This window comes from Actinomadura luzonensis, assembly GCF_022664455.2.
Lineage (GTDB): Bacteria > Actinomycetota > Actinomycetes > Streptosporangiales > Streptosporangiaceae > Nonomuraea > Nonomuraea luzonensis.
In genome coordinates this window covers 6,137,259-6,159,607 of sequence record NZ_JAKRKC020000001.1, presented here as the reverse complement: position 1 = coordinate 6,159,607, position 22,349 = coordinate 6,137,259, and the positions used below count along the sequence as shown (strand labels likewise).

The 22,349-nt window shown below is 72.7% G+C and carries 26 protein-coding genes; 17 read left to right on the top strand and 9 right to left on the bottom strand.

All coding sequences use genetic code 11. The annotated features are described in order from the left end of the window. Positions 1–78: 78 nt before the first annotated feature. The 6 genes from MF672_RS29145 to MF672_RS29120 all read left to right on the top strand — a co-directional run bounded on the left by MF672_RS29145 (position 79) and on the right by MF672_RS29120 (position 3,524). The gene (locus MF672_RS29145) at positions 79–942 is read left to right on the top strand and encodes an alpha/beta hydrolase (protein ID WP_242374434.1); all 864 of its coding nucleotides are present in this window, start codon (positions 79–81) and stop codon (positions 940–942) included. 32 nt (positions 943–974) lie between these two features. Then, the gene (locus tag MF672_RS29140; protein ID WP_242374433.1) at positions 975–1,235 is read left to right on the top strand and encodes a hypothetical protein; all 261 of its coding nucleotides are present in this window, start codon (positions 975–977) and stop codon (positions 1,233–1,235) included. 40 nt (positions 1,236–1,275) lie between these two features. After that, the gene (locus tag MF672_RS29135) at positions 1,276–2,175 is read left to right on the top strand and encodes a MarR family winged helix-turn-helix transcriptional regulator (RefSeq protein ID WP_242374432.1); all 900 of its coding nucleotides are present in this window, start codon (positions 1,276–1,278) and stop codon (positions 2,173–2,175) included. A gap of 12 nt (positions 2,176–2,187) precedes the next feature. Further along, positions 2,188–2,394 carry a VOC family protein gene (locus tag MF672_RS29130; protein ID WP_242374431.1) on the top strand — a complete coding sequence of 69 codons (207 nt, stop codon included), beginning with the start codon at positions 2,188–2,190 and terminating at the stop codon, positions 2,392–2,394. 96 nt (positions 2,395–2,490) lie between these two features. Next, a complete protein-coding gene (locus MF672_RS29125; protein ID WP_242374430.1) occupies positions 2,491–2,931 on the top strand; it encodes a DNA glycosylase AlkZ-like family protein in 441 nt (146 codons plus the stop codon). Beyond that, positions 2,916–3,524, top strand: coding sequence for a DNA glycosylase AlkZ-like family protein (locus MF672_RS29120; protein ID WP_242374429.1), 609 nt, complete (start codon positions 2,916–2,918; stop codon positions 3,522–3,524). Before MF672_RS29125 ends, MF672_RS29120 begins: the two co-directional genes overlap by 16 nt. Positions 3,525–3,543: 19 nt before the next feature. Here the strand turns inward: MF672_RS29120 and MF672_RS29115 are convergent, their stop codons facing one another. The 4 genes from MF672_RS29115 to MF672_RS29100 form a co-directional block, all read right to left on the bottom strand. Continuing rightward, on the bottom strand, positions 3,544–4,431 hold the full coding sequence (locus MF672_RS29115; protein WP_242374428.1) for a pyridoxamine 5'-phosphate oxidase family protein: 888 nt from the start codon (positions 4,429–4,431) through the stop codon (positions 3,544–3,546). Further along, a complete protein-coding gene (locus tag MF672_RS29110; RefSeq protein ID WP_242374427.1) occupies positions 4,432–4,875 on the bottom strand; it encodes a VOC family protein in 444 nt (147 codons plus the stop codon). 88 nt (positions 4,876–4,963) lie between these two features. Next, complete coding sequence (locus tag MF672_RS29105) at positions 4,964–5,533, bottom strand: CGNR zinc finger domain-containing protein (RefSeq protein WP_242374426.1); 570 nt, start codon at positions 5,531–5,533, stop codon at positions 4,964–4,966. A 9-nt stretch (positions 5,534–5,542) separates the two neighbouring features. Continuing rightward, entirely contained in the window at positions 5,543–5,962 is a 420-nt protein-coding gene (locus MF672_RS29100) for a hypothetical protein (RefSeq protein ID WP_242374425.1), read from the bottom strand. Between the two features lie 80 nt (positions 5,963–6,042). Here MF672_RS29100 and MF672_RS29095 point away from each other — a divergent pair, with 80 nt between their 5' ends. Continuing rightward, positions 6,043–6,525 (top strand): MarR family winged helix-turn-helix transcriptional regulator, encoded by a 483-nt coding sequence (locus tag MF672_RS29095; RefSeq protein ID WP_242374424.1) that lies wholly within the window; start codon positions 6,043–6,045, stop codon positions 6,523–6,525. 9 nt (positions 6,526–6,534) lie between these two features. After that, positions 6,535–7,164 (top strand): acyl-CoA-like ligand-binding transcription factor, encoded by a 630-nt coding sequence (locus tag MF672_RS29090; RefSeq protein WP_242374423.1) that lies wholly within the window; start codon positions 6,535–6,537, stop codon positions 7,162–7,164. Between the two features lie 56 nt (positions 7,165–7,220). Here the strand turns inward: MF672_RS29090 and MF672_RS29085 are convergent, their stop codons facing one another. Both MF672_RS29085 and MF672_RS29080 read right to left on the bottom strand, forming a co-directional pair. Then, entirely contained in the window at positions 7,221–8,048 is an 828-nt protein-coding gene (locus MF672_RS29085) for an SAM-dependent methyltransferase (protein ID WP_242374422.1), read from the bottom strand. 67 nt (positions 8,049–8,115) lie between these two features. Beyond that, positions 8,116–9,069: a GlxA family transcriptional regulator gene (locus tag MF672_RS29080; protein WP_242374421.1), complete on the bottom strand. Its 954-nt coding sequence runs from the start codon at positions 9,067–9,069 to the stop codon at positions 8,116–8,118. Between the two features lie 71 nt (positions 9,070–9,140). Here MF672_RS29080 and MF672_RS29075 point away from each other — a divergent pair, with 71 nt between their 5' ends. Together MF672_RS29075 and MF672_RS29070 are read left to right on the top strand one after the other, a co-directional pair. Then, positions 9,141–10,421 (top strand): MFS transporter, encoded by a 1,281-nt coding sequence (locus tag MF672_RS29075; RefSeq protein ID WP_242374420.1) that lies wholly within the window; start codon positions 9,141–9,143, stop codon positions 10,419–10,421. After that, positions 10,418–11,098, top strand: a complete 681-nt coding sequence (locus MF672_RS29070; RefSeq protein ID WP_242374419.1) for a peptidyl-tRNA hydrolase — start codon at positions 10,418–10,420, stop codon at positions 11,096–11,098. The genes MF672_RS29075 and MF672_RS29070 overlap by 4 nt, the downstream gene beginning before the upstream one ends. Here the strand turns inward: MF672_RS29070 and MF672_RS29065 are convergent. Then, complete coding sequence (locus tag MF672_RS29065; protein WP_242374418.1) at positions 11,088–12,053, bottom strand: DUF3616 domain-containing protein; 966 nt, start codon at positions 12,051–12,053, stop codon at positions 11,088–11,090. The genes MF672_RS29070 and MF672_RS29065 overlap by 11 nt on opposite strands. 176 nt (positions 12,054–12,229) lie before the next feature. On the opposite strand from MF672_RS29065, the gene MF672_RS29060 reads away from it, so the two are divergent. The 6 genes from MF672_RS29060 to MF672_RS29035 all read left to right on the top strand — a co-directional run bounded on the left by MF672_RS29060 (position 12,230) and on the right by MF672_RS29035 (position 18,836). Next, positions 12,230–13,036, top strand: coding sequence for a hypothetical protein (locus MF672_RS29060; RefSeq protein WP_242374417.1), 807 nt, complete (start codon positions 12,230–12,232; stop codon positions 13,034–13,036). Between the two features lie 37 nt (positions 13,037–13,073). Beyond that, positions 13,074–14,993, top strand: coding sequence for an ATP-dependent zinc metalloprotease FtsH (ftsH, locus tag MF672_RS29055; RefSeq protein WP_242374416.1), 1,920 nt, complete (start codon positions 13,074–13,076; stop codon positions 14,991–14,993). A 96-nt stretch (positions 14,994–15,089) separates the two neighbouring features. After that, positions 15,090–15,677, top strand: coding sequence for a DUF937 domain-containing protein (locus MF672_RS29050; RefSeq protein ID WP_242374415.1), 588 nt, complete (start codon positions 15,090–15,092; stop codon positions 15,675–15,677). 19 nt (positions 15,678–15,696) lie between these two features. Continuing rightward, positions 15,697–16,278, top strand: a complete 582-nt coding sequence (locus tag MF672_RS29045) for a Maf family protein (protein ID WP_242374414.1) — start codon at positions 15,697–15,699, stop codon at positions 16,276–16,278. A gap of 10 nt (positions 16,279–16,288) precedes the next feature. Beyond that, on the top strand, positions 16,289–17,029 hold the full coding sequence (locus tag MF672_RS29040; RefSeq protein ID WP_242374413.1) for an EI24 domain-containing protein: 741 nt from the start codon (positions 16,289–16,291) through the stop codon (positions 17,027–17,029). Between the two features lie 550 nt (positions 17,030–17,579). Next, positions 17,580–18,836, top strand: coding sequence for a DUF4192 domain-containing protein (locus MF672_RS29035; RefSeq protein WP_242374412.1), 1,257 nt, complete (start codon positions 17,580–17,582; stop codon positions 18,834–18,836). Between the two features lie 171 nt (positions 18,837–19,007). Here MF672_RS29035 and MF672_RS29030 read toward each other — a convergent pair whose 3' ends face one another. After that, the gene (locus tag MF672_RS29030) at positions 19,008–19,352 is read right to left on the bottom strand and encodes a hypothetical protein (RefSeq protein WP_242374411.1); all 345 of its coding nucleotides are present in this window, start codon (positions 19,350–19,352) and stop codon (positions 19,008–19,010) included. A gap of 158 nt (positions 19,353–19,510) precedes the next feature. On the opposite strand from MF672_RS29030, the gene MF672_RS29025 reads away from it, so the two are divergent. After that, positions 19,511–20,101: a DUF1707 and DUF4870 domain-containing protein gene (locus tag MF672_RS29025; protein ID WP_242374410.1), complete on the top strand. Its 591-nt coding sequence runs from the start codon at positions 19,511–19,513 to the stop codon at positions 20,099–20,101. A 1,173-nt stretch (positions 20,102–21,274) separates the two neighbouring features. Here the strand turns inward: MF672_RS29025 and MF672_RS51505 are convergent. Beyond that, positions 21,275–21,985, bottom strand: a complete 711-nt coding sequence (locus tag MF672_RS51505; protein WP_302893273.1) for a septal ring lytic transglycosylase RlpA family protein — start codon at positions 21,983–21,985, stop codon at positions 21,275–21,277. Between the last annotated feature and the right edge of the window lie 364 nt (positions 21,986–22,349).

Genomic DNA, 22,349 nt, shown 5'->3' with positions numbered 1-22,349 from the left:
GGTTGGAGCGTCTTGACCGGCTTAGCGTTGCTAAGTTACGGTGCGCGCAGAGCGCATTAGCAACGCTAAGGAGCCTCGATGGAGACGGGCGCGGCCTACACCCCGGGATCGGTGACTTCGGCGGACGGCACGGTCATCGGTTATCGCAAGCTCGGGAGCGACGGGCCTGCGTTGATCCTGCTGAGCGGCGGCTATCTGGCCGCTCAGCACTACATGGAGCTGGCCCGGGAGCTTTCGCGCGCTTTCACGGTCTACGTCCCCGATCGGCGCGGGCGTGGGCGCAGCGGGCCGCCCGGTCCCGACTACCGCATGGCCAGGGAGTGCGAGGACGTCGAGGCGCTGGTCGCGGCTACCGGCGCGCGCCTGTTGTTCGGTCACAGCTCGGGCGGGCTCATCGCGCTTCAGGCGTCCCTGGCGCTACCCGCGATCGACAAGATCGCTGTCTACGAGCCGGCGCTCAGCATGTACGGCGCCTTCTCGATGTCCTGGATACCCCGCTTCGAACGCGAACTCGACCAGGGCCGGCTGGCGGCGGCCATGGTCACGTTCAGCAAGGGAGTGCGGGCCAACCGGACGACCGACCTCGTCCCGCGCCGGCTGCTCGTGCCCCTGATCGACATGTACCTGAGACGACAGGCGAAGCCCGCTCGGCCGGACGAGCAGCCCTTGTCCGAGCTCATCCCCTTGCAGCGGATGGATGTGCAGATCTTTCAGGAGATGTCCACCAGTAAGGGTTTCGCCGCCCTCACGGCGCAGACCCTGCTCATGGAGGGCGGCAAGACGCCTCCGCCGTTGCACCGGGCGCTCGACGCCCTGCAAGCGACGCTGGCGCAGACTCAACGGATCACCTTCTCCGGGGTCGGGCATGAGGCGCCCATCGATGAGCGCGGAGCCGCCGCCCGCGTCGCCGCCGCATCGCGTGCCTTCTTCGCGCGGTCCTAGAAAGATCGAACTCGTGTTCGTATAATAGAGGCATGGATCTCAAGCCCGAGGAACTTCCGGAGCTGTGGCGGCCGCCGATCGTGCTCCGCGCCGGTGCGGCGCGATATCTGCTCGCCTGGGGCGATGACGCCGCAGGGGTGCGATGGGGATATCTGTTGTGGCCGCCGCAGGCCACGCCCACCAGCGGCGGCGTGGAGCACGAGGGGCAGGCGCGCTGGGTGCCGTGGGAGGACATCCGGCCGGTGGTGGGTGAGGACTACAGCACGGTGCCCGTGGCGGACGCCTTGTCGTAGGCCTCTGGTGTGAGGTGAATTATCTGACTATGGTCAGAGAATGGACATGGTGGCGATCGGGCGGGTACGCCGGTTCCAGCGGACGGTGACGCAGCGCATCGGGGCGCTCAACGACCGGTTCCTGGCCCGGGACCGGCCGCTGGGGCAGGCGCGGCTGCTGTGGGAGATCGGTGCGGACGGCAGCGAGGTGCGCGCCCTGCGGGCCCGGCTCGAACTCGACTCCGGCTATCTCAGCCGGCTGCTGCGGTCGCTGGAGGCGGACGGGCTGATCGTCGTGGACGACGGCGACAGCGACGGCTCGGACGGACGCGTCCGCACGGCCCGCCTCACGGCGACCGGCCTGGCCGAACGACGGGAGCTCGACCACCTGGCCGACGACGCGGCCGCGGCCATGCTCGAACCGCTCTCCCCCCGGCAGCGCGAGCGCCTGGTGTCCGCCATGGCCGAGGTCGAGCGCCTGCTGCTCGCCTCGACCGTCACGATCGACGTGCGCGACCCCCGCCATCCGCAGGCCCGCCACTGCGTGCAGACGTACTTCGCCGAGTTGTCCCGCCGGTTCGAGGAGGGTTTCGACCCGGCCCGCAGCCTCTCGGCCGACGAGCACGAGCTGCGTCCGCCGGCCGGGATGTTGCTGGTCGCCTCGCTGCGCGCCGAGCCGGTGGGCTGCGTGGCGATCAAGTTCCACGCGGATGCGGGGGCGGCCCAGCTCAAGCGCATGTGGGTGGATCAGGACACGCGCGGCCTCGGGCTCGGCCGCCGCCTGCTGGCCGAGGCGGAACGCCGGGCGGCGGACAACGGCCTGGGCCTCGTCCGGCTGGAGACGCACCGGGCGCTCACCGAGGCGATCGCGCTGTACCGGTCGGCGGGGTACCGGGAGGTGCCGCCGTTCAATGAGGAGCGGTACGCGCACCACTGGTTCGAGAAGCGGCTCGCCGACTGATGGCGGCCGGGCTTGTTCTGGTGGTCTCCGAAAAAGGCGTGGGAGAAGGGGACACAACCTGGCCGCTTCGCCTGCGAGCGTGAGTGCCGGGCGAGGCCGGACGACGCCGTCCACCCGCTCGGTCCCGCGCAGTGGGCGCCCCTCTACGGGATGCTCAAGGACCGCTTCGGCGTCACCTGGGTCGTGGACGTCGCCGCGAGCGCGGACGGCGCCTCCTGACCGATCGCCCTTGGTGGCGGCCGTCGTCGAAGTGAGCGGTCGCCGTGGGGGCCGATCTGGTGCGCATTCGGGACGAACGGATGGGAGGGCCGAGAGATGGCCGGGGTTCTGGACGGGCGGGCGCTGAACCGGGCGACGTTGGCGCGGCAGCTGCTGCTCGACCGCGCGGATCTGCCCGTGCTCGACGCCGTCGCGCACCTGTGCGGGTTGCAGGCGCAGGAGCCGCAGGAGCCGTTCGTCGGGCTCTGGTCGCGGTTGCGGGCCTTCGACCCGGCGGCGCTCTCGGCGCTGCTCACGGGGCGGCGGGTGGTGCGGACGCATGTTGCGGCAGCGGGTGCTGGGCACCTACCGTCACGAGCTGGCCGGGCTGGACCTGGACGCGCTGGCGGGGCTCGGGCGGGCCGTGATGGCGGACGGCGAGGCGCGCTCGATGAGCGAGCTGGTGCGCGAGGTGGTCGATCGGTGGCCGTTCGAGGAGCCCGCCGGTCCCGGCGCGGCGGCTCTGGCGGGCGAGGGCGGGCGTGCGGAACGTGCTGATGTCGGCGTGGCTGGGGCGCGACCTCGACCGCCACCCCGGTCCCGAGGGGGACGATCAGACCGGACGGGCGCTCGTGCGGCGGTACCTGGCGGCGTTCGGGCCCGCCGCCGTGGCCGACGTCCGGGCCTGGAGCGGTCTCGCCGGGTTGCCGGCCGCCGTGACGGCGATGCGGGACGAGCTGGTGACCTTCCGGGACGAGCGGGGCCGGGTGCTGCTGGACCTGCCGGACGCGCCGCGCCCCGATCCCGGGGTCCCCGCTCCGGTGCGGTTCCTGCCCGCGTTCGACAACGCGATCCTCGGCTACCACGATCGCGGCCGGATCATCCCGGACGAGCATCGCGGGCTGTCGGTCACCGGGGCGCGCATGGTGCTGGTGGACGGCCGGGTGGCCGCGACCTGGCACGTCGACGGCGGCGCCGTGGTCGTCACCCCGCTGCGCGAGCTGTCCCGCGGCGAACGAGCCGGCGTCGCGGAGGAGGGCGAGGCGCTGGCGGCGTTGCTCGCGCGGAACCAGATCAAGGACCAGGAAGCGGATGACCGAGCAGAGGGCGGGCGCGGTCGTGGTGTGCGGTTCGCCGCGCCCGCCCCCTGAGCGGCACGACCGGCCGGGGTCAGCCGGCCGGTGGGTTGAACCGGTGGTACCCGGGCGGGGTCCAGCCGGCGGCCGCGACCCCGGTGGCGTGCACGTACTCCGTCAGCGTGAAGTGCACGAGCCGCTGCGCCCCCGGCACCCCGCCGGGGTCCCACGACACCTCGGCCCGCCCGGTCAGGTGCAGCGTCTCCCCGTGCTCCCAGTCCAGGAAGAGCAGCCCGGCGGCCGGGTTCAGCTCCAGGTTCCCGAGCGTCATGAACATGCCGTTGCCCACGTAGTCCGGGAACGTCAGCGACGCCGGCCCGGTCACCCGCACGAAGCCGGGGTTGCCGCCGCGGTGGGAGGCGTCCGTGCCGAGCCCTTCGACGCCGGTGGCGACGAAGAACGTGTCGGCCGTGGCGATCCACGTCCGTAGCCGGTCGGTGAGCGTGGTGCCGCGGCCGGCGAGGGCCGGGGCGGCTCCGGGGCTCGCGGTGGGCTCGCGGGTCTGGATGTACTTGGGGCAGTTCGAGTAGACCTGCTCCGTCCGCACCACCAGGGACGAGCCCGCCCGCACCGCGACGCCGTTCACCCGCATCCGCCGGCGGGTGGCCGGCTCGATGGCGAGCAGGCCGAGGTCGCGTTCGGTCTCGAAGAGGCCGTGCAGGGGGTCGGGAGGCGCGGGCAGGGCCCCGACGACGATCGTGCGGTCGTCCACGGGGTCGGCGAAGCCGGCGGGGCCGGTCAGCAGACCGGCCCACAGGCGGCCGGCGTCGTCGGCCGCGCCCGCCACCAGCATGTCCTGGCCGCGCAGGAAGCCGGCCGCGACCTCCGGGATCTCCGGGCGGGCGCGCGAGCTGCCGTGGTCCCCGGCCCGCACCCCCGCCCGCCGCTGCACGGCGACCTCGCCGGGATGCCGCCGGCCCATTTAGAAGAACCCGCAGGTCGGGGCCCCGGCGGTGGGGGCGGGCCGGTCGCCGGCGGCGTCCGGCGCGAAGATCTCCAGGCGGATGCCGTCGGGGTCGTCGAAGAAGACGCCGCCCGAGGAGGAGCCCTCGCGGTGCGGCACCACGCCGTCGTGGTGGAGCCGCGCGCCGATCTCCCTGAGCACCGTCTCGGCCGCGCGCACCGCCGCGAGGTCGGCCACCTGGAACGACAGGTGGTGCAGCCCCGGCAGCCCGGCGGTGAAGCGGCCCTCGCTCTGCTGCCAGAGGGTCAGCACCAGGGTGCCGTCCTGGGCGAGGAAGGCGTACCGGCGTCCTTCGTGGTCCGACTCGCCCGCCAGGGTGAAGCCGAAGACGCGCTGGTAGAACTCCTTGGACTTGTCGAGATCGGTGACGTTGAGCCCGATGTGACCGGTCTTGAACGACATGCAGCACCTCTTGTCTAACGGTTGCACGACCGATTGGCCGTTAGAAGCAATATAACGGCAAATCTGGTGCTTTGGCGTTAGATTTGGGTCACTTCTTGTGCTCCCGGTAGTGGCGGGCGGCGCGGGCGCGGTTGCCGCAGGACGTCGAGCACCACTCCTGGCGCGGGTGCTCCTTGACGTAATAGAGCACGCAGCGCGGGGCCTGGCAGGTGCGCAGCAACTCCCGCTCGGGCCCGGCCAGGAACTCGACCGCCGCCGTGGCGAGGGCGCCGAGCAGCCGGACGGCCGGCTCGGCAGGCGCGGCGGTCACCGAGGCGAGGGACGGCTCGCCGTCCCAGGAGAGCTGCGGCGCCCGGGGCACGGCCAGGGCGCGGGCGTTGACCAGCGCCAGCGACTCCGCGAAGCCCGGCAGGTCGGCCGCGTCCGCCCGGCTCGGCGGGCCGGGCGCGACCGCCCTGGCGAACAGCGCGCGCACGGCCTGCCGCAGGCGCACGGCCTCGGCGCGCAGCTCCTCCGTGGCGCTGAAGGCGGGATCGAGATCGAGAGCGGCGGCGTGCTCGCGGGCCCAGGCGGTCAGGCCGGCGACGTCGGCCAGCTGGTCGGTCAACCCGGAACGCTGGGCCCTGATCGTGCTGACGAAGTCGAGGGTCAGGGACATGCTCCCAATCTAACGCTCAGTGGCAAGCCCACCCGTGAGACGGCGGACGCCGAGGTAGGCGGCGAACGCCCCCAGCACGACGACGCAGGTGAGGTCGAACCAGACGCTCAAGGGCGACAGGTCCGCCCGGATCGCCGCGTCCGGCAGCATCAGCGCCAGGAACGTCGACTTGCCCGCCACCGCCGCCACCGCCGCCGCGAACCGGACCGGCGGGTGCAGGCCGGCCCAGACGAGCGCGGCCCCGAGCAGGAGCTGCAACATGCCCCGGTGCTGGAGCAGGGCGAGCGTGGTGGGGGAGGGGTCGGCCACGCCGTAGTTCCAGTCGAGCACGCCGGCGTTGACGAGTGCGGCGGCCGGCAGCGTGGTGATGAGGCCGATGAGGACGAGGACGACGCGGGCGACGGGCTCCGCGCGGGCGGGTAACGGCATGAGGACTCCCGTTCGGACGAGGTATATCGTCAGCATAGCTGACGGTTTCTGGCCGGCTCAAGAGCTCTACATTGGACGGCATGACCCCGACGCCCGGCGCGGCCGACCGCATCTCCTCCCTCACCGGCTACCAGCTCCTGCGCCTCGGCGAGCTCGTCCAGCGCCGGGTCGAGGGCGAGCTGGCCCGCTGGGGGCTCACCGGCAAGGAGCTGCGGGTGCTCGCGTACGCGCACGACGCGCCCCGGTCGCAGCGCGGCCTGGCGGCCGTGTCCCGCATGGACCGCACCACGATGACGGCCGTCGTCAACAAGCTGGAGTCCCTCGGCTACGTGCGCCGCGAGCGCGACGCGGGCGACCGGCGCAAGTACGTGGTCGCGGTCACCGGCGAGGGCGCGCGGACGGTGGAGGCGGCGCTGGCGCGCCTGGCGGAGGCCGAACGCGCCTTCCTCGGCCCCCTGACGCCCGTCGAGCGCTCCCTGCTGGCCAACATGACGGCCAGGCTCGTCGCCGGCCAGGAAAGTGCGGAGAGCGAAAACTTGCGGGCTCCGCAAGAATATTCGTAGAGTGCCGGGGTGAGCGGGCTCAGGGAACGCAAGAAGCGGGAGACGCGCGAGGCGCTCATGACGGCCGCGCTGCGGCTGGCACTGGAGCGCGGGCTGGAGAACGTGCGCGCCGAGGACATCGCCGCCGCCGGCGGCGTCTCGCCCCGCACCTACAACAACTACTTCCCCAGCAAGTACGCGGCCATCACCGCCCGCCACACCGACCGCGTACGGGCCACGGTGGCCGCGCTGCGCGCCCGACCGGCGGCCGAGCCGCTGTGGGAGGCGCTGACCGAGGCAGCGATAGCGCCCTGGGCCCGGCAGGCCGGCCGAGCCGGCGAAGCGCCCGACCCCGAGCTGCCGGCGAGCATCAGGATGCTGGCCGACGAGCCCGCGCTGCGGGCCGAGGCGTTGCGGACGGCGCTGGAGGGCGAGGCCGAGCTGACCGCCGCCGTCGCCGCGCGCACCGGCACCGACCCGGTCCGCGACCTGTACCCGGGCCTGGTGGCCGTCACGGTCACCGCCGCCGTGCAGGGCGCGGTCGCGCACTGGCTGCGCGCCGACCCGCCGGTCCCGCTCGTGCCCCTGCTCCGCGAGGCCCTGGAGCAGCTCGCCGCGGGGCTGCCCGCCCCGCGTCCCGAGGATCGGGAGGAGAGATGATGGACGTCGTCATCGCCGGCGCCGGCCCCAACGCGCTGATGCCGGCCTGCCGGCAGCTAGCCGCGGACGCGGCCCACGCCAGCCAGGATGCCGGACCTGACGTAGTCGTAGGCGCCCGCGGGGTCGCCGTCCGGCGTCCAGTCGGCGACCGGCACCAGGCCGGGCCCGATCAGGTCGAGCCCGTCGAAGAAGGCGGCGATCTGCTCGTAGCCGCGCCGCGCCAGCCCGCCGGAGGGCGTGTTCGCGTACACCTGGCGGCCGGCTTGCACGTCCTCGTCGGTGGCGTCGCCCGCGTACAGGTGCGACAGCACGAGATGGCCGCCGGGCCCGAGCCGCTCGCGCACCCGGCCCACGATGCGCGCGGCCTCGGCGTCGTCGGGGACGAAGTGCAGCACGGCCACCATCAGCACGGCGTACGGCTGCGACAGGTCGAGCAGGTCGCGCACGCGCGGGTCGTCGAGGATGGCGTCCGGGTCCTTGAGGTCGCCCTCCACGGCCAGCACGTCGGGGTCCCTGGCCAGCAGCGCGCGGGCGTGGGTGAGGACGATCGGGTCGTTGTCGACGTACACCACCCGCGAGCCGGGCCCGTGCCGCCGGGCGACCTGGTGGACGTTGTCCTGCGTGGGCAGCCCGGCGCCGATGTCGACGAACTGGCGCACGCCGGCCTCGGCGAGCAGGCGCACCGCGCGGCCGAGGAAGGCGCGGTTGGCGAGGGCGATCTCGCGGGCGTCGTTGCCGAGCCGCCGGCCCAGCTCGATCATCTTCTCGGCGGCCTCGCGGTCGGCGGCGAAGTTGTCGCGGCCGCCGAGGTAGTAGTCGTACATGCGGGCGACGCTCGGCACGTTGGGGTTGATCCCGGCAGGTGCCCGGTCCGCCTCGGTCATGTCTCGACCCCTTTGATCGATCTCCTTGACGGCCGATTGTAGGGGGACCACCGGCGCGCCGGATAGGTCACATCCGCCGGAACGTGTGCCGGTAGGCCAGCGGCGCCACCCCCACCGCCGCGTGCAGGTGCTGGCGCAGCGACACCGCCGTCCCGAAGCCCGCCCGCCTGGCCACCTCCTCCACCCCGAGGTCGGTGGTCTCCAGCAGGTGGCGGGCGTGCTGCACCCGCTGCCCGGCCAGCCACCTGGCCGGGCTCACCCCGGTCTCCTCGCGGAAGCGCCGGGTGAAGGTGCGCACGCTCATCCTGGCGTGCGCGGCCAGCGCGGTCAGGTCGAGCGGGTCGGCGAGGTGGGCGAGCATCCAGTCGCGGGTGGCGGCCGTGCCGCCCTGCGGGCCGTCCGGCAGCGGCCGTTCGATGTACTGGGCCTGGCCGCCCTCCCGCCACGGCGGCATCACGCACCGGCGGGCCGTGCGGTTGGCGACCTCGCTGCCGTGGTCGCGGCGGACGACGTGCAGGCACAGGTCCAGCCCGGCGGCCACGCCGGCCGAGGTCAGGACGTCGCCGTCGTCCACGAACAACACGTCGGGGTCCAGCTTCACCCGCGGGAACAGCTCGGCGAAGCGCGGCGCCTCCCGCCAGTGCGTGGTCGCCGGGCGGCCGTCCAGCAGCCCCGCCGCGGCCAGCACGAACGCTCCCGTGCAGATCGACATCACCCGGGGCCGGCCGTGCAGCGCCGCGCGCAGCGCTTCGGAGATCGTGCCGTCCTTCAGCGCCCGGCCCGCGTGGATGCCGGGGATCACGACCGTGTCGGCGGCGTCGAGGACGGACAGGTCGTGGTCGGGCTGCACGGTGTAGCCGGCCGAGCAGCGCACCGGCCGCCCGCCCTCGGAGCAGGTGACGACCTCGTACAACTTCTCGCCGTCCGGGCTCTCGGCGGCCCAGAACACCTGGCCGGGGATGCCGAGGTCGAGCGGGGCGAGGTGGTCGAGCGCGACCACGGCGACACGATGACGACGCATGGCCGGATTCTTGCACATATTGGCTTTCAGGCCACTCGTGTGCGGGTGGGCTGATCCTCCAGGATGGCCGCATGACGTCCAGCACCACCCCCGTCCCCACCGCCCTCCCCACCAGGCGCGGCCCGCACCGCGCCTGGTACGTGGCGGCCGTGGCCTTCGTCGCGATCCTGGGCGCCGCCGGGTTCCGCGCGACCCCCGGCGTGCTGATCACGCCGCTGCGGAACGAGTTCGGCTGGTCCACCGGCACCGTCTCGCTGGCCGTGTCGGTGAACCTCGTCCTCTACGGCCTCACCGCCCCCTTCGCCGCCGCGCTGATGGACCGCTTCGGCATGCGCCGCGTGGTCGCGCTGGCGCTGCTGCTGATCGCCGCGGGCAGCGGGCTGACCGTCCTGATGACCGCGAGCTGGCAGCTCCTGCTGCTCTGGGGCGTCTTCGTGGGGCTCGGGACCGGCTCGATGGCGCTGGTGTTCGCCGCGACCGTGGTGGACCGCTGGTTCGTACGGCACCGGGGGCTGGTGACCGGCATCCTCACCGCGGCCGGCGCGACCGGGCAGCTCGTCTTCCTGCCCGTCCTCGCCCGGCTCGCGGAGGGGCCCGGCTGGCGGTGGGCGTCGCTCGCGGTCGCCGGGTCGGCGCTGGCGGTGGCGCCGTTCGTGTGGTGGCTGCTCCGCGACCGTCCCGAGGACGTCGGCACCACCGCGCTCGGCGTGGAGCCCGGAGCGGTCCGCCCGGCCCGCAGCACGGCCAACGCGGCGCTCCGGGCGGTCACCGTGCTCGGCCGGGCGGTGCGCACCCGGCCGTTCTGGCTGCTCGCGGGCGGCTTCGCGATCTGCGGGGCGAGCACGAACGGCCTGGTCGGCACCCACTTCATCCCGGCCGCGCACGACCACGGCATGGCCGAGCCGGTCGCCGCCGGGCTGCTGGCGGTCATCGGGATCTTCGACATCGCCGGCACCGTCGCCTCGGGCTGGCTCAGCGACCGCGTCGACCCCAAGGTGCTGCTCGGCGTGTACTACGGGCTGCGCGGCCTGTCCCTGATGGTGCTGCCCGGCCTGTTCGCGGCCACCACCGAGCCCAGCATGCTGATCTTCATCGTCTTCTACGGCCTGGACTGGGTGGCCACCGTCCCGCCGACCGTGGCGCTGTGCCGGCGCGTCTACGGCCAGGACGGCGCGGTCGTGTTCGGCTGGGTGTTCGCCTCCCACCAGGTGGGGGCCGCCTTCGCCGCGGTCGGCGCCGGGCTCACCCGCGACCACCTCGGCGCCTACGACCTCGCCTGGTACGGCGCGGGCGCGCTCTGCCTCCTCGCCGCCGGCATGTCAATGGCGATCAGGCATGCTAAGGGGCGATGAACGACGAACCGAACGACGAGCCGAACGACGAGCTGTACGTGCTGCCCCTGGTCGTCAGGATCGAGCGGGCCGCGCCCCCTGAGCGCACCGACGCGCTGGAGGCCGCCGCCATGGCGGTGCTGAGCCTGCTCGACGACCCGGGGGAGTGGGCCGCCGAGCTGACCGCCTGGCAGTCCACCGGGAAGATCCGCAAGGTCGTGCGCCGGGCGCGCGGCGCCGAGTGGCGGCGGGCCGTCGCGCTGCCCGGCCGCACGGTCGAGCACCGCACGGCCGAGGTCCGGGTGCATCCGCCCGTGCCGCTGGACGGCTGGCCCAGGGACCTCGCGCGGCTCCAGGTCGGCGGCACGGACCTGAGCGACACCGCCGTCCCGCCGCCCGCCGTCCCGCCGGTCCTGTGGGTCAACCCCGCGCTGGAGATGACCGCGGGCAAGGCCATGGCGCAGGCCGGGCACGCCGCCCAGCTCGCCTGGTGGGCCAGCGACGCGGCCGAGCGGGCCGCCTGGCGCGCGGCCGGCCTGGCCGTCGCGGTGCGCACCGCCCCCGACGAGGCCGGCTTCGCCGCCAAGGTCGCGGCCGGGCTGCCGGTCGTCCGGGACGCCGGGTTCACCGAGATCGAGCCGGGTTCGTGCACGTTCGTCGCCGAGGCTCCCTGGTTGTACGGGCGGGTCAGATCGTGAAGACGTCGGCCAGCACGCCGCCCGCCGGGGTGATCCGGGCCGGCGACGGGCTGTCGTAGACCACCATGAGCCGCCCGTCGGCCAGCCGCGCCAGCCCTTCCGGATGGTCGCACCCCACCCCGAACGGCAGCTCGGCGACGACCTCCAGCTCGCCGGCCGGCACCACGCCCGACCGGTGCCCCGGCCACCAGCGCCGCACGTGCACCGGCCCGTCGAGGGCCATGGTGGGGCCGGTGAGCAGCAGCAGGCTCTCGCCGTCCGGGCACAGGTCGCGCACGCCGAGCCCGCCGAGGTCCAGGAAGTGCTTGCGGTACGGCTCCCGCAGCCGCAGCCGCAGCCGCCGCCTGCCCGCCTCCTCCACCCGCAGCTCCAGCACCACGGCCCAGCCGCGCAGCACCGGCCCGCGCAGCCCGAGGTAGACCCGCTCGCCGACGACGGCGATGCCCTCGACGTCGAAGCCGTTGTCCTTGCCCGGCAGCGCCAGGAACGGTCCAAGGTGGGGGTCGTCGCGCAGGTGGGCGGCGAGGCCGCGCTCGCCGGACAGCGCCGCCCCGGCCTGCGGCTCCTCGCCGTGCAGCGGCAGGCGGGCGAGGAGGTAGCGATTGTCCTCCCTGACCACGGTGGCCAGGCGGGCGGCGGCCTTGCCGGGATCCTTCGACTTGACCCGCTTGCGCTTGAGGCTGTGCGAGCCGACCACCCACAGGTGGCCGTCGGCGCGGGCCATGCCCTCGATGTCGGCCTCGTCGTCGGGGCCGGCCGGGAGGTCGACGTAGTCGGCCAGGCGGAACGTGCGCTGGTCGCCGAAATGGTCACCGGTCCACGCCAGGTGCTCGAAGGAGGCGGTCTCGTCGCCGGCTACCCAGATGCCGTGGGGGCTCTGCCGGATGGCCGACAGGTTGGTGTGCGTCTGCGACGCTCGAGAGGCGTGGTCGAATCGCAGTTCTACCTGTTCCACCACGCCATGATTGCACTTCGGTCGCATCACACACGTAATGGCGGGATATGTCGTACGCTCCCGTCGTGCTCGATGGGGAAGAAGAGATCAAGGGTTCCCGTGTGAGAACCGCTACCAAGCCCAAAGCCCTTGCTTCTCCGCCCAAACGCTCCCGCATCGGTGACATCCGGATGCGGGTGGTGTACCGAGGCCTCGCCGTGGCCGGCGCCGTCGTGGTGACGGCGGTGGCGGTGGCGGTGGCCGTGGTGCTCCCGTCGGAGCCGGACGAGGTCGTCGCGCGGCCGGTAACCGCGCCGCCGGCCGCGCCGCCCTCGTCCGGCCCCGCGCCCGCGGCCGTCGAGCCCGCCCCGTCGGCATCGCTGCCGGCGAGCGCTCCCGCCGAGACCGTCACCCCGGCCGCGCCCGCCGCCCAGGTCACGCCGACGCCCGGCGCGTCCCTCGCCCCCGGCTACACGGCCATGGAGGCCCTGTACGCCGACCCCCGCGTCCCCCGGCTGACCGGCTCCGTCAGGCGGATGTCCCTGCCCGCCCCGTCCAGGAAGGTGACCAGGGACCGGCGCAGCGGCCTCGCCGTGCCCAAGCTGCCGAGGCCGTGGAAGGCGTACGGGGCGGCGCCGTTCACCACCAAGCAGGTGCTGCCGAAGGTGCGCGGCTCCGCCGTGCGCGGCATGTTCGTCACCTGCCCGCTGCCCATCATGGAGCAGGACTCCCCGCGTGACTCGGCGCTGCTGGCCGCCCGCTGGACGCTCAACCACCACCCCAAGGGCGCCAGGATCAGCTGGCTCGCCTCACAGCCGGTCAAGCGCGGCTGGCTGCTCGTCTACCGCGTCACCTACGGCAAGCGTCACTCCCGCGCGGCGGTGATGGTGGTGGACGGGGGAATGCGCAAGCCCGGTCTGGCGTTCGTCACAGTGCCTGACGCGCAGCGCAAGCAGTGGCGGGACATCGCCCGCGTGGCCGCAGGGGTGCGTGTTCTAGGCTAGAAGGATCATGATTGCGGCGACGTGGGGAGTGGACGCCGTGGAACGCTCTGGACCGCCGCAGGCACCCGACAAGGGCAAGGGCAAGCCGCCCTGGCGCTCGGAAGGCCTGCCGGGCACGCCCGGAGGCAAGCCCAAGATCAACTGGTGGCGCTTCGTCGTCACCCTGCTCGTGGTGTACGCGGGTTTCTTCGTGGTGTCGTCGTTCGTCGACAGCGGTTCGGTCGAGACGATCTCCTACACCGAGTTCACCAAGCAGGTCAACGCCAAGAACGTCAAGGACATCTACGCCCAGGGCCTGTCGGTCGAGGGCGATCTGCGGAGCGCGGCGAAGAACCCGGACGGCGGCTCGACGTACACGAAGTTCGCCACCGAGATCCCCGCCTTCGCCAACACCGACCAGCTCGACCAGCAGCTCGCCACCGGCCAGGTGGAGATCACCTCCAAGCCGCTCACCCGCGGCTTCTTCTCGAACCTGCTGCTGTCGCTGCTGCCCGTGCTGCTGCTGGCCGGCCTGTGGATCTGGATCATGCGCCGCGGCGCCAGCATGATGGGCGGCGGCCTGGGCGGGCTCGGCAAGTCCAAGGCGGCCAAGCCGGTCGAGGCCGGCAAGGTGCGGGTCACCTTCGACGACGTCGCCGGCATCGACGAGGTCGAGAACGAGCTGGTCGAGGTCGTCGACTACCTGAAGGACCCCGGCAAGTACCGGCGGCTCGGCGCCAAGCTGCCCAAGGGCGTGCTGCTCGCCGGCCCGCCCGGCACCGGCAAGACCCTGCTGGCCAGGGCCGTCGCCGGTGAGGCCAAGGTGCCGTACTTCTCCGCCTCCGCCTCCGAGTTCATCGAGATGATCGTCGGCGTCGGCGCCTCGCGCGTCCGCGACCTGTTCGAGGAGGCGCGCAAGGTGGCGCCGTCGATCGTGTTCATCGACGAGATCGACGCCATCGGGCGGGCCAGGGGTGGCGCGGGCGGCATCGGCGGCCACGACGAGCGCGAGCAGACGCTCAACCAGATCCTCACCGAGATGGACGGCTTCTCCGGGGCCGAGGGCGTCATCGTCATCGGCGCCACCAACCGTCCCGAGATCCTCGACCCGGCGCTGCTGCGCCCCGGCCGCTTCGACCGCACCGTGCAGGTGGGGCTGCCGGACGCCGCCGGGCGCACCGCGATCCTCGCCGTGCACACGCGCGGCGTGCCGCTGGACCCCGAGGTCAGCCTCGACCAGCTCGCCAAGACCACGCCCGGCATGACCGGCGCCGACCTCGCCAACCTCGTCAACGAGGCCGCCCTCCTCGCCGCCAAGCGCGGCAAGGACAAGGTCACCAGGTCCGACCTCACCGACGCGCTGGAGAAGCTGCAGCTCGGCGCGGCCCGCAGCATCGTGATGCCGGAGGAGGAGCGCACCCGCACCGCCTTCCACGAGGCGGGGCACGCGCTGCTCGGCATGCTCCAGCCCGGCGCCGACCCGGTCAGGAAGATCTCGATCATCCCGCGCGGGCGGGCGCTCGGGGTCACGCTGTCCACCCCCGACACCGACCGGTACGCCTACGACGAGCAGTACCTCCGTGGCCGCATCACCGGCGCGCTCGGCGGCATGGCGGCCGAGCAGGTCGTCTTCGGCGTCATCACCACCGGCGCCGAGAACGACCTCGAACAGGTCACCATGATCGCCCGGGGCATGGTGGGCCGCTGGGGCATGTCGGAGAAGGTCGGCCCGCTGACCATCCTCCCCAGCGACGGCACCCCGCCGCAGGCCAGCGCCGCCACCCTCGCCACCGTGGACGAGGAGGCGCGGCGCATCGTCGAGCAGTGCTACGAGCGGGCGGTCCAGGTGCTCACCGACAACCGCGACAAGCTGGACGCCATCGTGGCCGCGCTGCTGGAGCACGAGACGCTCGACGAGGCCGACGCGTACGCCGCCGCCGGTCTCACCAGCCAGTCGAAGGCCGTCGCGACCTCCTGACTTTCCCGAGAATTAGCACAAAGCGGGCATTGTTCCCGGGGTGCGGCGGGAACGAGTAGCGGTGACTAGCCCGACGCCGAGGATCGGGGGACCGCCGTGACGCTGCACGACGAGCGTGTCGACCAGCAGCTTCTCGACCAGCTCGGAGAGCCGGGCATGGAACAGACGGCGTCCATGCTCGGCACGGACGAGGACAAGGCCCGCGACGTCATGCGGGCCGTCACGGGCGTCATCATCGGCGGCCTGGCCCGCAACGTCCAGTACCCGGACGGGGCCGACGCCCTGCGCGGCGCGCTGGAGGACCACGTCGACGCCGACCCGTTCGACGGCGACGTGGCCTCGCTCACCCGCGACGGGCACAGCATCCTCGGGCACGTGCTCGGCGGGCAGGGCACCGAGGTGGCCGCCACCGGGCTGGCCCGCCTGTTCGGCCTCGACACCGGGGCCATGATGAAGCTGCTGCCGCTGGTCGCGCCCATGGTCATGTACCTGCTGGCGACCCGCGCGGCCGTCCGCGACCTCGACGCCGACGCCCTGGCCGACGACCTCGAACGCGAGCGCGCCGCCATGCCCGCCAACCGCCGCGAGCTCCTCGACGAGCTGCTCGACCACATCTTCGGCCCCGGCCCCGCCCGTCCCGGCGTCTACGGCGGGCTGCCGGGGACGTCCCTTCCCGACTGGTGACGACCGGTAGGCTTGTCCGGTGATCGTTCTGGCCTCCGCCTCTCCCGCCCGCCTCGCCCTGCTGCGCAGCGCCGGCCTCGACCCCAAGGTGATCGTCAGCGGGGTCGACGAGGACGCCTACTCCGCGCACAGTCCGGCCGCGCTCAGCCTCGTGCTGGCCAAGGCCAAGGCCGAGGCCGTCGCGAGCGGGCTCGACCAGGGCGTCGTCATCGGCTGCGACTCCATCCTGGAGCTCGACGGCCGCCCCTACGGCAAGCCGGCCTCCGAGGAGGAGGTCGTGGAGCGGTGGCGGCTCATGCGCGGGCGCACCGGGCGGCTCGTGACCGGTCACTGCCTCATCGACGTGGCCGCCGGGCGGCAGGCGGCCGAGGTCGCCACCACCGTGGTGCGCTTCGGCGAGCCGTCCGAGGAGGAGGTGCGCGCCTACGCCGCCACCGGCGAGCCGCTCGGGCTGGCCGGGGCGTTCAGCATCGAAGGGCGCGGCGGCTGGTTCGTCGAGGGCATCGAGGGCGACCACGGCAACGTGCTCGGCCTGTCCCTGCCCCTGCTGCGCGACCTGCTCGCCGAGCTCGGCTACGCGGTGACGTCGTTCTGGCGCTAGCCTGCCGGGCATGCGATCATTGCGCGACTTCGCGGCCGGCGTCGGTTTCTTCCTCCAGGGGTTCGGCTGGGTGGCCAGGAACGGCCGGTGGTGGGCGTTCGGGCTGATCCCGGCGCTGATCGCGTTCGCCGTGTACGTGGTGGCGCTGATCCTCCTCGGCCGCCACGCCACCGACGTGGCCGACCTCCTGACCCCGTTCGCCGACACCTGGGGGTGGCGGAAGCTGTTCAGGACGCTCGTCGGGATCGCGTTGTTCCTCGGCGGGCTGGCGCTGGCGGTGCTGACGTTCGCCGCGCTCACGCTCGCCATCGGCGAGCCGTTCTACGAGCGGCTGTCGGCGGCGGCCGACCCGCTGGAGCAGGAGATCGAGCAGCCGTGGTGGCGTACCCTGCCGCGCTCCATCAGGGACAGCCTGGTCACCCTGTGCTACGTGCTGCTGTTCACCGTGCCGCTGTTCGTGCTGGGCTTCGTGCCGGTGGTCGGGCAGACGGTGGTGCCGGTGCTGGGGGCGGCGGTGTCCGGCTTCTTCCTCACCGTCGAGCTGACGACGATCGCGCTGGAGCGGCGGGGGATCGCGCGCAAGGAACGCTTCCGGCTGCTGCGCGCGAACCTGCCGGTGGCGCTGGGGTTCGGGGTGGCGGTGTTCCTGCTGTTCCTGGTGCCGTTCGTGGCGGTGGTCGCGATGCCGGCGGCCGTCGCCGGCGCCGCCCTCCTCATCCGCACCCGCGTATCCCCACCCCCCACCCCCTGACCCGCCCGCCGGCCCCGTCTGCCGATCGCGTCACCCCCTGTGTGCCGACCGCGTCCAGCCCGTCCGCCGACCGCGCCAGGCCCGTCGGCCAGCCCGCGCTGGGCACCTGTGTCACCCACTGCCGGGCCTGGACCCGCGCCGCGCACCCCACCCACACAGCCTGCTCGCCCAACTCGCGCACCCCCGCCCGCACGTGTTCGGTCGCCCAACCGCACAAGCCCGCCCACACCGCGTGGTCGCGCAACCGGCGGGCGGCCCGAGCGGCCCGCTCTTGCGGCCCTCCACGCAGCCCATTCACCCGACCCGCGCACCTCGCCCACGCGCCCCCGTCGCCCGGCTCATCCGCTCGACCTCCCGCGCAGGGGCGCATCCGCGCAGCCCAGCCGCGCACCTCCGGCTGCGATTTGCCTGCGCACCCCCTCGCGCTACCCGCTCGGCCCATCACAGCCGCCGGGCGTCTCCTCCACAGCCCCACCTCACCCGCCCCCGTTATCCACAGAACCGCCTTCGGCCCGTTCCCGCCTCCGCCCGCCAGGCACCCTTACGGTCCATGACGACCAACACCTCCCCGCCCTCCCCTCCCCCTTCCCCCTCGCCCTCCCCGCCGTCCTCGTCTTCTCCCACACCCCCCACCGCCCCTTACTTCCTCACCCTCAGAACCCCGGCCGACATCCTCGCCGCCATCCCCTACCTCGTCGGCTTCCACCCCACGAGCAGCCTTGTCGTGGTGGGCATCGACGGCGGCCAGGCCAAGATGGTGGTCCGCTGGGGCCTCCCCCTCCCACCCGGCACCCTCGACCCCGTGGAGTCCCTGTTCAGAAGGGAAGGCGTCACCGAGATGGTCGCCATCGGCTACGGCCCGGGCGAGTCCGTCACCCCGGCCATGGACGAGGCGAGACGCGCGGCCGCCCGCGCCGGCGTACGCGTGGGCGAGGCGTTGCGCGCACACGAGGGCCGCTACTGGTCGTACGTCTGCGACCTCCCGTCCTGCTGCCCCGCCGAGGGCACGCCGTACGACTCGACGAGCAGCCGGGTGGCCGCCGAGGCGACGGTACGCGGCCTGGTCGCCCTCCCCGACCGCGAGACCCTCGAACACACCCTGTCCCCGGTGACCGGCCCCGTCCGCCTGGCGATGCGCCGCGCCACTTCCGACGCGGTCAACGAGGTGAAGACCGCCCTCGCGGCGACGCCGAACCTGGACGCTTTCACCCGCCGCTTCGTGGCGGAGGGCCTGACCCGGGTACGCGACGCCCTGTCGGCGCACACCGAGGGCCGGCGGCTCAGCGACGCGGAGGCCGCCCGGCTGGGCCTCGACCTGGCCGTGGTCCGGATCCGGGACGAGGCATGGACGTGCATGCACGAGTCCCACGCCGCACTGTGGAAAGACCTGACCCGCCGTCTGGAGCCACGCTTCGCGCCGCCGGCCGCGTCCCTGCTGGCGATGGCCGCCTGGCGGGCGGGCGACAGCGTCCTCGCCACCGTCGCCCTCGAACGCGCCCTGGCCATCGACCCCGGCTACTCGATGGCGGGCCTGCTCATGCACGCCGTACAGAACCTGCTCTCACCCGCGATCATCCAAGGCCGCATGCCGACCCCCACCGAGCTCGACGACGCGATGGGCACCGCCCACGCAGGCTGGCTCCTCCCTCTGGCCGGCCTCCTGATCGACGAGGACGACCCGCCACCGCAGACAGTCCCGCACACGAACACCAGCCGCCCGGCATCTCCCGCCCTCGAACAGCGAGCACGACTCCCCAAAGCAATCCAACGACCAACCAACGGGGAAACGGCCGACCTCGAAGAATGACCGACCGAGAACGCCCGACCAGGAGACGCCACCGGCCAGAGGACACAGCCGATCAAGGAAACGCCCGCGCGACCAGGGGAGACGCCCGTCAGAAGTCAACCGATCGGAAGAAGATCGCCGATCGTAGAAGGGCAACCGACCGACCGACCGATCGGACAACCGACGAATCGACTAGAGGGAGCCTTCTTCCCTGCGCCGACGCTCGTTGTAAGCCCGCATACGGGGCGGATATCCGGTGAGCTGAACGTCGTACACCGGCAGGGCAAGATCGCGCGCGACCTTGTGAATGACTGCGGGGGCGCCGACTCTCCGCCTGGTCCACTCGCCGTCGTCGGCGACGGCCACGGCGGTCGTGTCGGTGGCGAAAGTCTCCGGCTCGACATAGAACTCGACGCCGCGCCGCGAACGGGCAAAAGCGATCAGCGCCTCGATGTCGGCGTCTGTCGCCTCACGGTCGAACCTCGTGACCTTCGAGCCACGCCATCGACGAAGGCCGTACCGGTCTCGCCATCTCATAGGTCCTTTTTATATCGTGTTGCGCTTTCGCGCGTGGGGAAATGATCTTTTCGGGGATGATCTCGGGGACACATCCGGGTTTCTCCCGATGGCTTCGGCGCGCTCGACGACGCAGTATGAGAGTGACCATCGATAACCGAAGGAGAGGCATGGCGACTATGGCTGGGGTACCGACAACCCCCGGGCCGGGACAGGTGCCGCCAGCTCACCTGCGCGTCACCAACCAGGACCGGGAACACGTGGTCGAGCACGTCAAGGCGGCGTACGCGGAGGGCCGCTTCGACAAGCTCGAGTTCGACGACCGGCTCGAGCGAGCGATGACGGCGCGCACGCACGGCGACCTGATGCCCATCATGACCGAGCTGTACGGCCCGCAAGGGGTGCCCCAGCTCGCGCCGCGACCGGCGGCGGCCCCGGCTCGCCCCGAACGGATGCCGGAGGGCAACGAACGCCTCGGAGCCGCGGCCGCTCACCTGCTCATGGCCTTCGGCTTCCCGATCATCGGCCCCCTGATCATGCTGCTGGCCGCCGGGAAGACGTCGCCGTACATCAGGCGGCACGCGGTGGAGGCGCTCAACTTCCAGATGACGGTGGTCGGGGCGACGATCCTGCTCCCGTTCACGGTCATCGGCGTCGTGCTGCTGCCCGTCATCTGGGTGGCGGCCTTCGTCCTCACCATCGTCGGCGGCGTGAACGCCCTCACCGAAGGCAACTACCGCTACCCGCTGACGGTCCGCCTGGTCAAGTAAACCCATCCCGACCTGGGCGATCGGGCCCCGGCTCAGGCTCGGCCTGGCGTTCGCGCTCCGTCGCACTCCAGGTTCGAGGCTGGGCTCGGGGCCCGCGCTGCGATCGCCCCCGGGTTCGAGGCTGGGCTTGGGGCCCGCGCTGCGATCGCCCCCGGGTTCGAGGCTGGGCTTGGGGCCCGCGCTCGTCGCGCCCCCGGATTCGGGCTTGGTTTGGGGCCCGCGCTGCGATCGCGCCCCCGGGCTCCGGCTTGGCGGGGAGCCGCGCTTCGTCGCAACCCCCGGCTCGGGGTCGTTCGGGGTTGACGCCTTGTTGGGACTCCGGCTGGGGCGCATCCGAGTGTGTGCTCTGTCGGGACTCCGGCTGCGGCGCACTGGGGTGTGCGCTCCGACGCGATCGAGCCCCGGGCTTACCCAGGGCTCGCGCTCCAGCGCCACCCGGCACGGGCTCTGCTCGAAGGGGCCGCGCTCGATTGCGACTTCGGCTCGGGCTCAGCCCGGGCGCAGGTCAGGCCACGACGCCGCCCACGAAGGGGATCGGCTCGAAGGGGACCAGATTCGAAGGGCGGGGTGGGCCCTGCTTATCCGCAGATGGCTGGTGTTCGGATGAGGTCTCGGGTGGTGCGCTGAGCCCGACCCTGAACCTGGCTTGACCCCGAGCCTGGTCTGATCCCGAGCCTGAGTGCGTCCCCACCCGACCCCGCCCAGGCCCCGACCCCGCCCAGGCCCGGAGCTGGCCTCGACCTGGTCCTGAACCGGAGCCCGTTTCCGAGCCAGAGCCCGGCTCCGGGACAGAGCCCCGCTCCGAGACAGAGCCCCCGCTCCGGGACGGAGCCCGTTTCCGGGACGGAGCCCCGCTCCGAGACAGAGCCCCGCTCCGGCACGGAGTCCGGCTCCTAGCCTGGGCCCGGCTCCGCGCCGGGCCTGAGTTCGAGCCCGAGCTCAGGCCCTCTGACGGAGGTACTTGCGTCCGGTTGTGCGGCGGTTGCGGCTTGTGCGGATTTCGGCTCCGGCGTTGATCGGGGGACTGGTCCCGGCTTCTCGCGGGTTGCGCACCGGCTCGTGCCTGGGGCCTCGCCGCCGCCTGGGCCTTAATGGGAGGTGGTGGCGGCGTGAGGGGGCTTCATAGTGGCAGGCGGCCGGGGTGGAGCGCTTCAGGCAGCCGGGGGAGCGGGGTCAGCGGGAGAGGACCTGGTATCTCACGTTCATGACGCCCGCGTTGGTGCTGCCGATGGCGGAGAAGGCGGCGGCGGAGAGGTCCAGGCAGCGGCCGCCGACGTACGGGCCGCGGTCGTTGATGCGGACGGTGACCGACTTGCCGTTGTTCGGGTTGATCACGCGGACCCTGCTGCCCAGGGGAAGGGTTTTGTGGGCGGCGGTCATCGCGGACGGGTTGAAGCGCTCGCCGCTGGCGGTCATCTGGGGCTCGTCGTAGAACGAGGCGCCGCAGGAGCCGGAGGACAGGACACGTTCCTTGGGCTTCTTCGTCACGGCCTTGGACGCCTTGGCGGTCTTGGCGGCGACTGGCTGTGCGGTCTTCGTGGCGGGGGAGGCCGGGGTGTCGCTCTCGTCGACGGGCTTGGCCGCCGCGGAGGGGTTCGGGTGGGAGGGGGACGGGGCGGCGGCGGCCGGGGGTTTGGGGGCTGCGGGGGCCGGGGTGGGGGTCTTGGCCGGGTTCGGCTGGCGGGCCGCTTCGTTCAGGGGCTTGGCGGCCGGAAGGGCGGCCTCGGCGGGTTTGGCGCCGGTCGCGGTGCGCTTGGGGGAGTCGTCGTTGGCGATGGCCGCGTACGCGGTGGTCGAAGCGGTGGCGATGACGGCGGCACCCGCTGCGATCGCGGTCCAGCGGCGCTTGCCGGCGAGGAACGGCTTGTGGGAGTGCTGGCCCAAGGTAAACCACAGTCCTAGTCAGGGGATAGGGCAGGGAAAGGCCGGGCCGGGCGCGGTGAGGGGGTGCGGTGGCCGTTTCCGTCGGCGCGGCGGGGGATGCCGCGCGGTGAGGACGAACCTACGGGACAAACGGCTAGTAAAGGCAACTTAATGATAGATTAAGTGACATATCTCACTTTGATAACAAGATCGCCCTAATCGCCTAGAGTACGCCTTTGATCTTTGTTTCGCGGGTGAATGTGCGAGATTTTCGGCTTGATCGTGAAATGGGGCTTGATCAGGGCGGATGTGGTGATCGTAATTCTGGCCTGTGCTCTTTCGGGCAGGGCAGGGCAGGGTGCGAGCGAAAAGTCGGCAGTCGGCG

Excerpts from the sequence above, each read along its gene's own strand:
- MF672_RS29030 (WP_242374411.1), bottom strand. The coding sequence starts at position 19,352 with ATGAGATGGCGAGACCGGTACGGCCTTCGTCGATGGCGTGGCTCGAAG.
- MF672_RS29095 (WP_242374424.1), top strand. The coding sequence starts at position 6,043 with ATGACCCCGACGCCCGGCGCGGCCGACCGCATCTCCTCCCTCACCGGC.
- MF672_RS29140 (WP_242374433.1), top strand. The coding sequence starts at position 975 with ATGGATCTCAAGCCCGAGGAACTTCCGGAGCTGTGGCGGCCGCCGATC.
- MF672_RS29125 (WP_242374430.1), top strand. The coding sequence starts at position 2,491 with ATGGCCGGGGTTCTGGACGGGCGGGCGCTGAACCGGGCGACGTTGGCG.
- MF672_RS29115 (WP_242374428.1), bottom strand. The coding sequence starts at position 4,431 with ATGGGCCGGCGGCATCCCGGCGAGGTCGCCGTGCAGCGGCGGGCGGGG.
- MF672_RS29145 (WP_242374434.1), top strand. The coding sequence starts at position 79 with ATGGAGACGGGCGCGGCCTACACCCCGGGATCGGTGACTTCGGCGGAC.
- MF672_RS29040 (WP_242374413.1), top strand. The coding sequence starts at position 16,289 with ATGCGATCATTGCGCGACTTCGCGGCCGGCGTCGGTTTCTTCCTCCAG.
- MF672_RS29070 (WP_242374419.1), top strand. The coding sequence starts at position 10,418 with ATGAACGACGAACCGAACGACGAGCCGAACGACGAGCTGTACGTGCTG.
- MF672_RS29075 (WP_242374420.1), top strand. The coding sequence starts at position 9,141 with ATGACGTCCAGCACCACCCCCGTCCCCACCGCCCTCCCCACCAGGCGC.
- MF672_RS29035 (WP_242374412.1), top strand. The coding sequence starts at position 17,580 with ATGACGACCAACACCTCCCCGCCCTCCCCTCCCCCTTCCCCCTCGCCC.
- MF672_RS29110 (WP_242374427.1), bottom strand. The coding sequence starts at position 4,875 with ATGTCGTTCAAGACCGGTCACATCGGGCTCAACGTCACCGATCTCGAC.
- MF672_RS29025 (WP_242374410.1), top strand. The coding sequence starts at position 19,511 with ATGGCTGGGGTACCGACAACCCCCGGGCCGGGACAGGTGCCGCCAGCT.
- MF672_RS29080 (WP_242374421.1), bottom strand. The coding sequence starts at position 9,069 with ATGCGTCGTCATCGTGTCGCCGTGGTCGCGCTCGACCACCTCGCCCCG.
- MF672_RS29100 (WP_242374425.1), bottom strand. The coding sequence starts at position 5,962 with ATGCCGTTACCCGCCCGCGCGGAGCCCGTCGCCCGCGTCGTCCTCGTC.
- MF672_RS29135 (WP_242374432.1), top strand. The coding sequence starts at position 1,276 with ATGGACATGGTGGCGATCGGGCGGGTACGCCGGTTCCAGCGGACGGTG.
- MF672_RS29085 (WP_242374422.1), bottom strand. The coding sequence starts at position 8,048 with ATGACCGAGGCGGACCGGGCACCTGCCGGGATCAACCCCAACGTGCCG.
- MF672_RS29105 (WP_242374426.1), bottom strand. The coding sequence starts at position 5,533 with ATGTCCCTGACCCTCGACTTCGTCAGCACGATCAGGGCCCAGCGTTCC.